The following is a 13,932-nucleotide window of genomic DNA, read 5'->3' as shown; positions in this document are numbered from 1 at the left end:
AAAAAATAAAGCTGTCGAGATTTTCTCGACAGCCTGAAGACATCCTCATGTGGATGTCTTTTCTTTATGTTTATGCATACAGCTCTTGTAGTCTTTTTTGAATCTCTTGATCTGATAAGAACTCATCATAAGTTGTTTGTTTATCAACGATGCCATTTGGCGTCACTTCGATAATACGGTTTGCAACTGTTTCAACAAACTGATGGTCATGAGATGAGAAGAGCATAGCCCCTTTAAAGCTCATTAGACCGTTATTCAGCGCTGTGATGGACTCTAGGTCTAAATGGTTCGTCGGCTCGTCTAACAGCAAAATATTCGCTCCAGACAGCATCATTTTTGATAACATACAACGAACCTTTTCTCCACCTGATAAGACGCTTGCTTTTTTCTTCACTTCTTCCCCAGAGAAAAGCATACGGCCTAAGAAACCACGCAGGAAGCTTTCACTTTGATCATTAGGAGAATATTGACGAAGCCAATCAACAAGATCTAAATCGCTTCCTTCAAAATATTCACTGTTGTCTTTAGGGAAAAAGGCTTGAGATGTTGTCACGCCCCATTTAAACGTCCCGCTGTCTGGCTCCATTTCACCAGCAAGGATTTTAAATAAAGTAGAGACAGCAAGCTCATTACGGCTTAAGAACGCAATTTTATCCTCACGATTCATAATAAAGCTGACGTTATCCAGTACTTTTACACCGTCAATCGTTTTTGATAGACCTTCTACTTGAAGGACATCATTTCCGATTTCACGCTCTGGCGCAAAATGAACATAAGGATATTTACGAGAAGATGGTTTAATGTCATCTAGCGAAATCTTATCAAGCAATTTCTTTCTTGATGTCGCTTGCTTCGATTTAGATGCGTTCGCACTGAACCGAGCAACGAATTCTTGAAGCTGCTTAATTTGTTCTTCTTTTTTCTTGTTGGCATCCTGGCTGAGTTTTAATGCCAGCTGGCTTGATTCATACCAGAAATCATAGTTTCCGACATACACTTGAATTTTTCCAAAGTCAAGGTCTGCAATATGCGTACATACTTTGTTTAAGAAATGTCGGTCATGCGAGACGACGATGACGGTATTCTCAAAGTTAATGAGGAACTCTTCTAGCCACTGGATCGCTTGTAAGTCCAAATGGTTCGTTGGCTCATCGAGAAGGAGAACGTCAGGTTTACCGAATAAAGCTTGTGCTAACAATACTTTTACCTTTTCAGATCCGCCAAGCTCAGACATTTTCTTCGATTGCAAGCTCTCTGGAATGCCAAGACCTTTTAATAGGATCGCAGCTTCACTTTCCGCTTCCCATCCGTTTAACTCAGCAAACTCACCTTCAAGCTCTGCTGCACGAATCCCGTCTTCATCTGAGAAATCAGGTTTCATATAAATCGCATCTTTTTCCTGCATCACATCATATAGACGTTTGTGACCCATGATGACGACTTTTAACACTTCAAACTCTTCGTATTCAAAGTGGTTCTGTTTTAAAATCGCTAAACGTTCACCAGGACTCATATGGACATCGCCCGTTTGAGCTTCAATTTCTCCAGAAAGAATCTTTAAGAACGTTGATTTACCAGCTCCATTGGCACCAATTAGTCCGTAGCAGTTGCCAGGAGTGAACTTAATATTTACTTCTTCAAATAATTTACGATCAGCAAATCGCAAACTAACATTATTCACTGCAATCATTTATTAATCCTCCATCACTCATTCATCAATATGAAGTATAACATGAATAACGATTGATAGAAACGTCTCTCGCTAAGAACAAAGGCTTTTTGTCCAATATGGTATAATAAGTGGGAATGTTTTTATTGAAGGAGTTCGGGCGATTTGAGATTACTCACACTCATGGAATACTGTTTATTGATTTTCTTTATGGGCATTTATTTATCAGCGACAGGCTTTAATGCAAGAGACTTTGGCCTTTATATTGGGCTTGTCCTCATTTACACACTGGTCCATATCTTTTCAAAACGCTTTTTACAAAAGCGCGGAAAAGACAATGTGAAAATTGGATTATTCCGTTCTGTTTTGGCGATTACTGGGTCCGTTTTCGCTTCTGTTTTGGCCATTGTCATCATTGTCACGATGCTCACACCAAATTAAAAACGACCCTACATGAAGGGTCGTCCATTCAAGCACCTTTCTTACGCATTGAGAAAGGTGTATTTATTGTGTTTGTCGAATATCGCCAAATGGGAAGAAAACAAATTCTGATGTGCCGACAATCCGATCCTTTTCAATGAGTCCGAGTCCATTTCGACTGTCCATAGAATTCAGTCTGTTGTCACCCATAACAAAGTAATCGTTTTTCGGTACTTTCACTGGACCAAAATCTCCTGTTAAATGTACCTCATACTCTTTGGCATGCGCCTTGTTCTCTTTTAAATAAGGCTCATCTACTTTTTTACCATTAATGTAAAGCGTATCATCCTTCATTTCAATCGTGTCGCCTGGAAGGCCAATCAATCGTTTGACATAATGAATTTTCTGACCGTCTTTTCCATTAATAATCACGATGTCACCACGTTTGACTCCACCGAGATAGTTGATGGTTTTGTTAACAAACAGCTTTTCTCCATCATGAAGGGTTGGTTCCATTGACTCTCCTTCCACCACATACGGCTCAAAAATAAACGTACGGATGATGAGGACGAGGGCAAGTGCAATTAAAATGGCTTTGATCCATTCAAACAGAGAACTTTTCTTCTCTTTTTTGGCTTGTTTCCCATCAGATTGAATGTCATTTTCGTTTTGTTTGTTTTCTTCGTTCAAAATACTGCTTCCTCCTAAGACTTTCTGCTAAAAGACTTGAAACGCGAATTGAATAACTTTACTTTATCACATGTTATTTAAAAATTCACAAGACAACCATTCAATTAGATATTTTTTCCTAATTTGCTGATGATTAAACAAAAAGAAGCACCGCTCTTCACGATGCTTCTTTTCAAATTAAGCTTCTTGTCGGACTGGTTTTTTTAGAATTCCGAGAAGTAGCGCTGTAACAATGGCACCGATTAAGATGCTGATGATGTAAAGAACTGGATGGTTTGTTACCCAGAAAACGAATAGTCCGCCGTGCGGTGCAGGAAGCGTCACTCTAAAGAATTCTGTTAATCCACCTGCAACTGCTGCACCAATCACAGCTGAAGGAATAACGCGCAGAGGATCTGCCGCTGCAAACGGGATCGCCCCTTCCGTAATGAACGCAGCTCCCATGAAGTAACATGTAATACCTGCTTCACGGTCACGTTTAGAGAATTTGTTTCTAAAGATCGTTGTCGCTAGGGCAATTCCTAGAGGCGGCACCATTCCACCTGCCATAATCGCAGCATGCGGTGCATAGTTGCCAGCAGCAATCATCGCAAGACCAAATGTGTAGGCCGCTTTGTTAATCGGACCACCCATATCAATGGCCATCATACCAGCTAAAATAATCCCCATTAATACAAGGTTTCCAGTACCAAGTGATTCAAGCCAGTGTGTTAATCCGTCCATGACCATTTTAACAGGTGTGTTGACGATGTAATGCATGATAATCCCTGTAAAGAAAATACCGAACAATGGATAGAGCAGAACTGGTTTAATACCATCGAGCGACTGTGGTACAAAAGTGAATACTTTTTTGAGCAGCACCACGATGTAACCAGCAAGGAAACCAGCAATCAATCCGCCTAAGAATCCAGCACCTGCTGCAGAGGCCATGAATCCGCCAACCATACCTGGTGCGAAACCTGGACGATCTGCAATACTCATTGCGATAAATCCAGCTAATACAGCAACGATTAAGGCAAGTGCATTATCTCCACCAATTCCTTTTAATACAGCTGCAAATGAATTGAAAGAAGGATCTTTAGGGTCAGCTGAGTTAATTCCCCAGAAGAATGAAATCGCAACGAGGATACCGCCCCCAACAACAAACGGAAGCATGTTGCTTACACCGCTCATTAAGTGCTTATAGAATCCACTTCTTCCCTTACCTGACGATTCATTTTCATCTTTTGAAGAACTGCCGCCTGAACCTTTATAAATCGGCGCATCTTGATTGATGGCTTTTTCGATCAATTCTTGCGGACGGCGAATTCCAGCTGTCACAGGTACTTCAATGACATGTTTGCCTTTAAAGCGTTCCATTTCCACTTGTTTATCAGCTGCCACAATAATAGCTGGCGCTTCTTCAATTTCTTTTGCTGTCAGGGCATGTTTAATTCCACTAGAGCCGTTTGTCTCAACTTTAATGTCAACGCCCATTTCTTTTGCTTTTTCTTTCAAAGCATCTGCGGCCATAAATGTATGCGCGATGCCTGTTGGACAAGCTGTCACCGCTAAAATTTTAGCAGGTTTTCCCGGTGCAGCCGGTTCCTCTTTGACTTCCTCTTCTTCTTCATCGTCTTTATCATGTGTATTGATGATTTCAATGATTTCATCTTCAGTAGCCGCTTCAAGAAGCTGCTTTCGGATCTCTTCACGCATGAGAAGTGTGGATAAACGAGAAAGTGCTTCTAAATGCGTGTTGTTTGCGCCTTCAGTTGCTGCAATCATAAAGACAAGATGACTTGGCTGTCCGTCTAATGATTCATAATCTACACCAGCTGTTGAACGGCCAAATGCAATGGCAGGTTCTTTCACACTTGCTGTTTTCGCATGAGGAATCGCAATTCCTTCTCCGATTCCCGTAGAGCTTTGTTTTTCACGATTAACAACAGCTGCTTTGTAGCCTTCTTTATCATTTAATTTACCAGCTGTATCTAATACAGTGACCAGTTCTTCAATAACGGCTTCTTTTTGCTGGCTGTCTAATTGAAGCTTAATCGTATGCTTCGTGAGTAGTTCTGTAATTTTCATGATGACTCCTCCTTTAAATGCGTGTGACTTTTACTTGTGGCAATAATGTATCGACAAGCTCTTTTGTTCCAAGTTCCTCAGAAAATGCTGTAGCACTTCCTGATGTGACGCCAAGCTTAAATGATTCTTCTATGGAAAGGCCTTTAGAAACGCCAGCTAAGAATCCTGCAACGACTGAATCCCCTGCACCAACTGAGTTGATCAGCTTGCCTTTTGGAACATTAGATTGAAAGATCCCTTCCTTACTGAATAAGAGAGCGCCGTCTCCAGCCATAGATACAATGACATGTTCAGCACCTTGTTCCAACAGCTTTTTCCCATAAGGAATGGCTTCTTCTGCAGATGAAATACTGGTTTCAAACATTTCACCTAACTCATGATGGTTTGGTTTCATTAAGAATGGTTTCAGATCTGCTGCTTTTTTTAAGGCTTCTCCAGAAATATCAAGTACTACTCTTACCCCTTGCTTCGCACATACCTCAGCAATGCGCTCATATGTGTTATGAGGCAGTGAAGAAGGAATGCTACCCGCTAATACAACGACATCGCCTTCTGTTAATGAAGTGAATTGGGATAAAAACGAATCGAACTGTGCTTCAGTAATACTTGGACCGAGCCCGTTGATTTCTGTTTCTTCGCCTGTTTTTAGTTTCACATTGATACGTGTATCTTCTGACACCTCATGAAAGGCTGTTTGTAATTGTTCGTTTTGTAAAAAGTCTTGAATATATTTGCCTGTAAAACCGCCAATGAATCCAAGTGCTTTTGATTCAACACCGTGCCGTTTTAAAAGCCTTGAGACATTGATTCCTTTACCACCTGGATATTTTTTGTCATAGGTTGAACGATTTAAACCGCCGACCGCAAAATCCTCCACGTGTACGATGTAATCAACTGATGGGTTTAAAGTAACTGTATAAATCATGTTTTCACTACCTTTATAACCGTTTTTTCATGGTAATTATCGAATGAATCCTCTTTTGCGTCGTTTGTGATAATGGTGGCTTCCTGTAAACTAGCAAAGGTTGAAAACGATATTTCGCCAAACTTTGAGGCATCTGTTAAAATGTAGGTTTTTTTCGCCTGCTTCATAGCTCTTTTTTTAATGAGCGCTTCTTCTGGATCAGGTGTTGTAAACCCTGCCTCGGGATGAATGCCGTTCGTCCCAACAAAGCTTTTGTCAAAACGGTAATTTTCCATAGCTGTCAAAGCTGCGGCTCCCACCATGGCTCCTGTTCGATGTTTCACTGATCCGCCTATCAGGTAAAAAGAAATGCCTTTTCTCATGAGTGCTTCAATGTGCATGACACCATTTGTCACCACCACGATATCTTGATCTGGATCGATAAAGTCAATCATTTGCTGTGTTGTCGTACCAGCATCTAAGTAAATACAATCGCCTTGTTTTAAAAGTGATGCAGCTGCCTCTGCAATCAATGACTTTTCATGAAGGTTTTTGGCAGATTTCTCAAACACATCTGGCTCAAGACGAATACTAGATATTTTAGCAGCTCCTCCGTGAACTCTTTTAAGAAAGCCTTTTTCTTCGAGGGCTGATAAATCTCTTCTAATTGTAGATTCAGACGCATCCGTCATAATCGTTAAGTCCTGTATTTTGATGACATCGTTTTCTTCCAAATAGTCGATAATGAGTTGATGTCTTTCTGGTGTTAGCATTGAAAACACCCCCCTTTTGAAAACGTATTCATTTTGCGCGCACCTTTATTGTAATCGCTTTTTTCAACATTATCAATACAAAACAATCAAATACATTCAATAACTATCAAAATCTTTCACAATGGTCATCTTACCTTTATATGTACCATTTGTAAACTGAAAAATATGTGACATTGAGAAGAAAGTCATGATATTAGCATTTCTATCATTTTTCATTTCATTCAATTGAACGAAAAAAAGCCTTTATGCGTTTTGCATAAAGGCTTCAGGTGCGGAACAGCAGGCAACATATCTCGTTCTACCTTCTTGTCAGCACCTCGTACGTTAACTTTAGGATTATTCATATCTAAGTGATTCAATAGGATCGAGCCTCGCTGCTTTATTGGCAGGAATCAGTCCAAAAATAATACCAATGAGCATACTAAATAGGACGCCTCCACATACGATTTGCCACGATACAAGAGAAGGCCACCCTGCAAACAGTGACACAAGTGAAGCACCTCCTAAGCCAAGCGCGATTCCAAGTAACCCACCGATCAGTGTAAGGACGACAGACTCAATTAAAAACTGAACGAGTATTTGAGCCCTAGTTGCCCCAAGTGCCTTTCGAATTCCGATTTCTCTTGTTCTTTCTGTGACTGATACGAGCATAATATTCATGACACCAATGCCGCCGACAAGTAATGAGATACCAGCAATTGAGCCAATGATTGTTGTCATAACAGACGTAATCTGACCAATGCCTGCTGCAATCTCTTCCAGATTGATCATTTCGTAAGCATCGTCTGTATGGTGATTTTCATTTAAGCGTGCAGCCGCACTCTTTCCTACTTCTTTCATTTGATCAACATGTGCAACTTGAATAGACAACTTATCATATTCTTTCACACCAAATGCAGTTGTCAGCATTGCAAAAGGGACATATATTTCATTCATATCAAATGAAAACAGCCCTTCCTGTTTTGCTAAAACCCCGATCACCTCAACCGGCTGTCCATTCATCCAAATCAACTCGCCTACTGCCTTCTCTCCATTAAACAATTCTTTTTGTATCCCTTCTGAAATAACAGCTGCCCTTCTTCCGCTCCTAAAATCGATTTCACGTAAGTCCTGTCCTTCTGCTATATGTAAAGAATGTACATTCGTGTAGCCTTCATTAATCCCATTGACCGTTGCATCTATTGTTGTATCTTGGAATCTTAATTGCATGCCTTGTGCCGTGGAGGAGGCAACCTGTTTAACCCCATTCAATGCTTGAACACTTTGAATGTCTTCTTCAGTAAATGTGGCTTCAAATAACGCATTCGGATTCGCATTTAACTCCTCATCAGAGGGTGTATAGGTCATATCAATGGTATTGTTTGGCCCTGAAATTGATTCTTTCAGCATTTGCTCGCCGCCTTGACCGATGGCAACGACTGCAATCACCGAGCCAACCCCAATAATAATGCCAAGCATCGTTAAAATAGACCGCAATTTATGAGCAAGGACAGAATTCAGCGCTATTTTGATATTTTCAAAGAGTTTCATTCATTGCGTCTCCTTGTATCAATCTATCTTGAGCGAGGCGTCCATCTCTTACAACGACTATCCGGTTTGTATACGCAGCTATTTCTTCTTCATGAGTAACGAGCACAACCGTTGTTCCTTCCTCATTGAGCTTTGTAAACTGTTCCATAATCGAGCCGCTCGTTTTTGAATCAAGAGCGCCTGTTGGTTCATCTGCCAAGATAAGCTCCGGTTCATTGACAATCGCACGTGCGATGGCTACTCTTTGCTTTTGCCCCCCTGACAACTCGTTTGGCATATGCTTCATTCGATCTGCCAAACCAACCTTTTCAAGTGCCATTTCCGCACGTTCTTTTCTTTCCTTTTGACTGATACCAGCGTAAATCATCGGAAGTTCAACATTTCGCCTCGCATTTAATCTAGGCAGTAAATAAAATTGTTGAAAAACAAAACCAATGGATCGATTTCGAATCACTGCCAGTTCTTGATCCTTTGCTGCCGACAGCTCCATACCTTGAAAATGGTACTGTCCGGAGGTCGGGTGGTCCAGACAGCCAATGATATTCATTAACGTTGATTTTCCAGAGCCGGACGGGCCCATAATGGACATATACTCGCCTTTACCAATGACGAGGTCCACTTCACTTAATACATCAAATGTCTCCTCAGCGACTTCGTAGCTTTTTGTCACGTTTGAAAGCTGAATCATTCAGCATTCACTTCCATTCCGTCATACATATCATCTGATGGCTCTGCAATGATTTGATCTTCTTTTGTTAAACCTTTCGTCACTTCAAGATCTTGACCTGACGTTTCACCTAATGTCACTTTTACTTTCTTCAGTGCATTCTTTTCAACAACATAAACGTATGAACCATCTTTGTCTTTTTTCACAGCTGTTTCAGGAATTGTGTGCACTTGACGCTTGTCCGTTTCAATTTCCATGATCATTTTAAAGCCTGGTTTTGCATCCGGCTTTTTCCCTTTTATTTCAATTTCGACTGGATATTGTACGGTTTGATCACTAGCAACTGTTTCTGCTGTTGACTGGGTAGGCATAGCGCCCACTTTTTTCACCACTCCTTGCCAACTCTTTCCGCGAATGACATCAGACGTTACCTTTACTTTTTGTTTCTTTTTGACTTTCATAGCATCATACTCACTGATTAAGCCTCGTACAATCATTTTTTTCTCATTGCCAATATGGATTACCGGCTGTCTCTCTTCTAGCTTCCCTGCGCCAGCATCTTGCTCGATGGAGATGACTGTTCCTTCAATTTTGCTATGTATCGTTAAATCTTCTATTTGTGCCTTTACTTTTTCTTGGTTAAGCTCCGCTTGTTTTTGCTCTAATTCAGCGGCTTTGAGTTCGAGTTCAAGCTGATCTCGCTCGTTTTTCGAATCAGAGCCCGCCTTTTTTCCCTGATTTTCATCTAATGTATTGAGTCTACTTTGTAATTGTTCAAGCTTTAGTGTACTTGATTCAGCCGCAAGTGCTTGCTGCTGTTCTTCAAGCTCCAGTTCCTTATTTTCATATGTAAGGAGCGGTGTTCCAGCTTTCACTTTTTCTCCTTCTTTCACAGCGATATGATTCAGGCTTCCCTTCTCCTCTTCTGTATAAATAAATTGCTCCTCCGAGAATGAAAGTGTTCCAGGCGTCATCACCTTAGAAGTTATTTCTTTTGGTGTGAGTTTAACTGTTTTAAATGCTGCCGTAGACACAGGTTTTGATTGGTTTTTTGCAATGTTAAATCCAATAAATAAACCAATCACAATAATCAAAATGGATCCGATGATGATTTTCTTTCTCATAAAAACATTCTACCCCCAGCTTACTGCATGTTGATGGTGATCGTAGTTCCTACATATTGAAAAATTAAAGATAATACATAAAAGACACTCACAATAATCCAAGATATTCTTGGCGAAATGCGGCCGACCTTGATCAATAAAAAGCCTGTTAAAACAAGATTCCAGATCACAAAAAGGTCAATATTTCCTAACACAGCATGCCATGAACCAGACATTCGAATGAATGCGTTTAATGAGGTAATAGTGATATCTTTTGGCACATGAAACATGATGATCGCTAAATGAGAAATGATCGTACCAATGATCGTAATAGGTGTGATATAAAGCACACCTGAAAATAGCTGCTGAAACGTTGCATCACCTTTTGCTAAAAAGACGATGAACTTGTATACGGCAGTATTAATGACAATCCCAATGACCAAACCAATGAGCGTGATCACATAAACGAAAGGGATTGGTAAAATTAAATCTGCCCACATTCCTTCATTCACTAGCTGAGACAAATAAGTGACAACAACTGTTAATACAAGCACACATGATAAAGGCCACCAAACGAATGGCTGCTCCCACACTCTTTTTAAATGCTCTGATGGTCTTGTGCTTACGCCTATAATTGTGGGTTTTTGCGTTGTTTCTTTCATCAAATGTCTTCCTCTCCATGTGCTGTAAGTATGGAAACGTTTTTTCATACTCTTGTTGTTTCTATTTTATCAAAAGATTGCCAATAAGTGATAGATCATTTGATTTTCTTATTTTCATAGTGATAGGATTGAATCTATTATTCTATTTTCATGAACGACATCCTTCAAATGATACTTGGACCGACCATATTCATATGAAAAAATCCTGATTTTACTGACTGAAAAACATTTTATGAAGTAAACAACATGTCTTTCGGAATAAATATCCTTTTCCTTTGGATTCAGATGGTCTCAGTTAGACACAACAATTTTTTGTTAAAATATTCCTAGTAATTTCAATGAATCCTGGCTTTATAGGACTATGTTTAGCGCCTTTTATAGAACAGATGAGCCTTTAGTAACAATACTTTCATATTAAAAAAATAAAAATAAAAGGATTTTACTTGATCAAATGTTATTTTTTCATATAATGTAAAATAGAGGTAGGTTAAATGATAGTGGAAATGGAGTCAAGTGAATGTTAAGAGAAAAATTGAAACTGCAATTGATTTTACTTTATGAAAAGGAACAAGAAGCATGGCAATACTTTCGAAAGGAAAGAGAACTGATTTATCATGAGCTTAAATTACTTGATATGAAAGAGAGCAGACCTTCTAATGACAAAATATACTACGCAGCAAGGTGTGTAGATATTATTAAAGAAAAAAAGGGAAGCATTGTGAGCACAAAAGAATTAAAAGAACAGCTTCAAGCACGAACAGATTTCAATGTGAGACGAATCAGCGAATTGTATGATCTCATTCAACAGCTCGATCCTCACATTTCTAAAGCACGCCGGGGATGTTTTATTTACGAAGATCATACCCAAGTACCTCTACAATCTTTTCACACATAAAAAACTTGGTTACAGCCGCCGGCCATAACCAAGTCCTCTAATATCTATTATCCACCACTTACAGGAGGAATGAGTGCAACAGTGTCCCCGCTACGCACTTCAGCATTTCCCCTCGTATATATTTCGTTGACTGCAACCATCACGTTTTGTGCAGTATCAACACCATATACCTCCTGTAATTCTATTTTAATCTCATCAACCGTTGTTTGATCTTTTTGAATGATGATTTGTTGTTTACCGGCCTTCTCAGCAAGGCCGGCGAACAATAATACGCTAATCATGCCGCTTCCCTTCTTTCTCGTTAAGTTGGAGAGTACTAGGTTTTCCTTCCGGGTATGAAACGGTTTCAAGCTGATCACCTATCCAAGCCTCTCCATCTTCCCAGTATTCCTTTTTCCAAATAGGAACGATTTCCTTTATTCGTTCAATCGCATATTCATTGGCTTCGTATGCAGCTTTCCGATGAGGTGATGAAACAGCTATTGCCACTGCAATGTCACATATCTCAAGAGTGCCAATACGATGCACAATAGCAGCTTCTGTATCGGGCCAGCGTTTTTTAATTTCTTGTCCAATTTGACTCAACATATTTTCCGCCATTGGTATGTATGCTTCATATGTTAAACGCAGCGTTTTTTTGCCATTTGTCCATTCTCTTACCGTGCCTATGAATGTCGTAATGGCTCCCGCTTTGCGTCTTGTGACATGCTGAATCAATTCATTCACATCAATTGGCTCTTTTGTGATGTTAAAAAGTTCATTCATACGAGGCTTCCCCCTTCAATAAATTAAAAGCAAATGTGATCCCGCGCTTATCAAATGCTGAAAACACAGGAAACGGGTATTTCTCAGTGAATTGTATTTCTTTATTGAAATAAATGGCTGCTTGTATATGAGAAAGTGTTGAAAGATCAATGAGTTCCTGTTCGTCTTTGACACACAGGATTTTGCGGTAAGGCGCCTGTTTGTATCCTTCGATCAAGACGGCATCTAAAGGAAGATGCTGACACATATTGAGTAGTTGTGCGAATGTCATGTGCCCTATGAAAAAGTGACATTCACCTTCTCCCTCCACACCTGCGGCAAATGCCCCCGCTTGAACATATCGATCCGTATCTTTTTGTTTGAACAGACGGTCTGGCTTTCCACCATGTCCGTGATGTTTGAAGCAGCCTAGCTTCATTTCTTCTTCATCCGCCAGCTGACATAATTTTTCGATCAGCGTCGTTTTACCACTATTTTGATAGCCCACGACTTGTAGAATGTTTAATTTGTCATCCAACATGGAGCACCGCCTTCGTGGTGAAATAGCAGAACGCTGACCTGGTCACCTGCACTAAACCCTCTTGTTCCTCCGGGCAAAACAATGAAACAATCAGCATGAGCAATAGATGTCACCGCACTAGATTTATCAAGACCTGTTGGCGTCACACTCAGCTGGCTGCCAGCGAAATCAAGTGATGCTCTAACAAATCGTGTGAACGGATTGGCTTTTGGAAAATCATGTGTCAGCTTCGCCTCAGCAAAAACGGGAAATGGATTTTCTTTCAAACACCATTTATAAATGATCGGTTTGACAAATAGTTCAAAGCCAACAAAACAGGCAGCCGGATTTCCTGACAGCCCATAAAGCAATTGACCATTTGGCAACGCAGCAACGGTCGTCACACTTCCAGGTCTCATGGCCACTTTATTAAACAACACATCTGCACCTAGTTTTTCATAAATAGCAGGTAAAAAGTCAAAATCACCTACCGATACACCGCCTGTTGTGATGAGCATATCAACTTTGCTTAAGGCTGCTTTTACTGCTTCATAGCTTTGATCAAAATCATCGGATACACCGCCTAAATCAAGCGGTTCTCCTCCAGCTTCAAGAACCTGAGCGTACACCATACTTAGGTTACTATTTCTAATTTTACCGTCCACCATGGCATCACTTACTTGTAGGAGCTCGGTACCTGTTGAGATGATACCGATGACCGGTTTTTTGACGACTGGCACAACCGCATACCCGAACGTTGCCAATATCGCCGTCACGCCTGGGGTAACTTTTGAGCCTTTTTTGATCATGACGTTCCCTTTGAGGGTCTCTTCTCCTTGCCGAGAAATATTGTCTCCCTTTTTCAGAGGTCTTTTAAGTGACATCATTGATTTGCCGTCTTTTTTAAACGTTTTCGTCAATTCGAGCATGATCACAACATTTGCTCCTTTTGGAATCTTCGCTCCTGTCATGATGCGAATCGCTTGAAAAGGACCGATCGTTTTTGCAGAAACAATACCTGCCCCAATATGATCAATGACCTCAAATTCAACCGGATGCTCGCTTGATGCTTCCTTTGTATCTTCTGCCCGAAGTGCAAAACCATCATACGGAGAACGATCAAAGGCAGGAACATCATGGTCTGCTAAAATATCCTCTGCAATCCATCTTCCAAGGCTGTTCTTTAAAGGAACCCATTCGACTTGTCCATGTTTTTGAAATGGGTGGACTTTCTTTACTGCCTCTTCTACTGGAATTGGCTGTCGTCTTTCCATCACTTCTCACT

General features: G+C 40.4%; 15 protein-coding genes. 2 read left to right on the top strand and 13 right to left on the bottom strand.

Annotation, left to right across the window (positions count from 1 at the left end; genetic code table 11):
• Positions 1 to 70: 70 nt before the first annotated feature.
• The gene (locus M2353_RS07145; RefSeq protein WP_007498620.1) at positions 71 to 1,690 is read right to left on the bottom strand and encodes an ABC-F family ATP-binding cassette domain-containing protein; all 1,620 of its coding nucleotides are present in this window, start codon (positions 1,688 to 1,690) and stop codon (positions 71 to 73) included.
• A 144-nt stretch (positions 1,691 to 1,834) separates the two neighbouring features.
• Here M2353_RS07145 and M2353_RS07140 point away from each other — a divergent pair, with 144 nt between their 5' ends.
• Positions 1,835 to 2,110 (top strand): hypothetical protein, encoded by a 276-nt coding sequence (locus M2353_RS07140; protein ID WP_008345136.1) that lies wholly within the window; start codon positions 1,835 to 1,837, stop codon positions 2,108 to 2,110.
• A gap of 63 nt (positions 2,111 to 2,173) precedes the next feature.
• On the opposite strand, the gene lepB is transcribed toward M2353_RS07140, so the two are convergent.
• The 8 genes from lepB to yknW all read right to left on the bottom strand — a co-directional run bounded on the left by lepB (position 2,174) and on the right by yknW (position 10,488).
• Positions 2,174 to 2,746, bottom strand: a complete 573-nt coding sequence (lepB, locus tag M2353_RS07135; RefSeq protein ID WP_034647709.1) for a signal peptidase I — start codon at positions 2,744 to 2,746, stop codon at positions 2,174 to 2,176.
• Between the two features lie 210 nt (positions 2,747 to 2,956).
• Complete coding sequence (locus M2353_RS07130; RefSeq protein ID WP_008345139.1) at positions 2,957 to 4,849, bottom strand: PTS fructose transporter subunit IIABC; 1,893 nt, start codon at positions 4,847 to 4,849, stop codon at positions 2,957 to 2,959.
• Between the two features lie 13 nt (positions 4,850 to 4,862).
• Positions 4,863 to 5,774, bottom strand: a complete 912-nt coding sequence (pfkB, locus tag M2353_RS07125; protein ID WP_017359406.1) for a 1-phosphofructokinase — start codon at positions 5,772 to 5,774, stop codon at positions 4,863 to 4,865.
• Positions 5,771 to 6,526, bottom strand: coding sequence for a DeoR/GlpR family DNA-binding transcription regulator (locus M2353_RS07120; protein WP_008345143.1), 756 nt, complete (start codon positions 6,524 to 6,526; stop codon positions 5,771 to 5,773). The genes pfkB and M2353_RS07120 overlap by 4 nt, the downstream gene beginning before the upstream one ends.
• Before the next feature lie 336 nt (positions 6,527 to 6,862).
• Positions 6,863 to 8,056, bottom strand: coding sequence for an ABC transporter permease (locus M2353_RS07115; RefSeq protein ID WP_073414367.1), 1,194 nt, complete (start codon positions 8,054 to 8,056; stop codon positions 6,863 to 6,865).
• Positions 8,043 to 8,744, bottom strand: coding sequence for an ABC transporter ATP-binding protein (locus M2353_RS07110; protein ID WP_041507366.1), 702 nt, complete (start codon positions 8,742 to 8,744; stop codon positions 8,043 to 8,045). Before M2353_RS07110 ends, M2353_RS07115 begins: the two co-directional genes overlap by 14 nt.
• Positions 8,741 to 9,847, bottom strand: coding sequence for an efflux RND transporter periplasmic adaptor subunit (locus M2353_RS07105; protein ID WP_284725189.1), 1,107 nt, complete (start codon positions 9,845 to 9,847; stop codon positions 8,741 to 8,743). Before M2353_RS07105 ends, M2353_RS07110 begins: the two co-directional genes overlap by 4 nt.
• A 20-nt stretch (positions 9,848 to 9,867) precedes the next feature.
• Entirely contained in the window at positions 9,868 to 10,488 is a 621-nt protein-coding gene (gene yknW, locus M2353_RS07100; protein WP_024719557.1) for a YknW family membrane protein, read from the bottom strand.
• Between the two features lie 517 nt (positions 10,489 to 11,005).
• Between yknW and M2353_RS07095 the strand changes: the two genes are divergently transcribed.
• On the top strand, positions 11,006 to 11,383 hold the full coding sequence (locus M2353_RS07095) for a Rok-like winged helix domain-containing protein (RefSeq protein ID WP_039168668.1): 378 nt from the start codon (positions 11,006 to 11,008) through the stop codon (positions 11,381 to 11,383).
• A 47-nt stretch (positions 11,384 to 11,430) separates the two neighbouring features.
• Here M2353_RS07095 and moaD read toward each other — a convergent pair whose 3' ends face one another.
• Genes moaD through M2353_RS07075 form a run of 4 tightly spaced genes read right to left on the bottom strand, consistent with a single transcriptional unit; the run spans position 11,431 to position 13,924 of the window.
• A complete protein-coding gene (gene moaD / locus M2353_RS07090; RefSeq protein WP_008345159.1) occupies positions 11,431 to 11,664 on the bottom strand; it encodes a molybdopterin converting factor subunit 1 in 234 nt (77 codons plus the stop codon).
• Positions 11,657 to 12,148: a molybdenum cofactor biosynthesis protein MoaE gene (locus M2353_RS07085; protein ID WP_041092418.1), complete on the bottom strand. Its 492-nt coding sequence runs from the start codon at positions 12,146 to 12,148 to the stop codon at positions 11,657 to 11,659. The genes moaD and M2353_RS07085 overlap by 8 nt, the downstream gene beginning before the upstream one ends.
• Positions 12,141 to 12,668: a molybdopterin-guanine dinucleotide biosynthesis protein B gene (gene mobB / locus M2353_RS07080; protein ID WP_041507370.1), complete on the bottom strand. Its 528-nt coding sequence runs from the start codon at positions 12,666 to 12,668 to the stop codon at positions 12,141 to 12,143. The genes M2353_RS07085 and mobB overlap by 8 nt, the downstream gene beginning before the upstream one ends.
• The gene (locus M2353_RS07075) at positions 12,650 to 13,924 is read right to left on the bottom strand and encodes a molybdopterin molybdotransferase MoeA (protein ID WP_284725188.1); all 1,275 of its coding nucleotides are present in this window, start codon (positions 13,922 to 13,924) and stop codon (positions 12,650 to 12,652) included. Before M2353_RS07075 ends, mobB begins: the two co-directional genes overlap by 19 nt.
• Between the last annotated feature and the right edge of the window lie 8 nt (positions 13,925 to 13,932).

Origin of the sequence: Bacillus aerius (genome assembly GCF_029894105.1) — a bacterium.
In the GTDB taxonomy this organism is placed as follows: Bacteria; Bacillota; Bacilli; order Bacillales; family Bacillaceae; genus Bacillus; species Bacillus altitudinis.
Note: the sequence above shows the minus strand (reverse complement) of the source record. Positions and strands in the feature narration are given on the sequence as shown.

Bases quoted from the DNA above. Each gene is read 5' to 3' on its own strand.
- M2353_RS07145 (WP_007498620.1), bottom strand. From the start codon at position 1,690: ATGATTGCAGTGAATAATGTTAGTTTGCGATTTGCTGATCGTAAATTA.
- M2353_RS07130 (WP_008345139.1), bottom strand. From the start codon at position 4,849: ATGAAAATTACAGAACTACTCACGAAGCATACGATTAAGCTTCAATTA.
- pfkB (WP_017359406.1), bottom strand. From the start codon at position 5,774: ATGATTTATACAGTTACTTTAAACCCATCAGTTGATTACATCGTACAC.
- M2353_RS07120 (WP_008345143.1), bottom strand. From the start codon at position 6,526: ATGCTAACACCAGAAAGACATCAACTCATTATCGACTATTTGGAAGAA.
- M2353_RS07115 (WP_073414367.1), bottom strand. From the start codon at position 8,056: ATGAAACTCTTTGAAAATATCAAAATAGCGCTGAATTCTGTCCTTGCT.
- M2353_RS07110 (WP_041507366.1), bottom strand. From the start codon at position 8,744: ATGATTCAGCTTTCAAACGTGACAAAAAGCTACGAAGTCGCTGAGGAG.
- M2353_RS07105 (WP_284725189.1), bottom strand. From the start codon at position 9,847: ATGAGAAAGAAAATCATCATCGGATCCATTTTGATTATTGTGATTGGT.
- yknW (WP_024719557.1), bottom strand. From the start codon at position 10,488: ATGAAAGAAACAACGCAAAAACCCACAATTATAGGCGTAAGCACAAGA.
- M2353_RS07095 (WP_039168668.1), top strand. From the start codon at position 11,006: ATGTTAAGAGAAAAATTGAAACTGCAATTGATTTTACTTTATGAAAAG.
- moaD (WP_008345159.1), bottom strand. From the start codon at position 11,664: ATGATTAGCGTATTATTGTTCGCCGGCCTTGCTGAGAAGGCCGGTAAA.
- M2353_RS07085 (WP_041092418.1), bottom strand. From the start codon at position 12,148: ATGAATGAACTTTTTAACATCACAAAAGAGCCAATTGATGTGAATGAA.
- mobB (WP_041507370.1), bottom strand. From the start codon at position 12,668: ATGTTGGATGACAAATTAAACATTCTACAAGTCGTGGGCTATCAAAAT.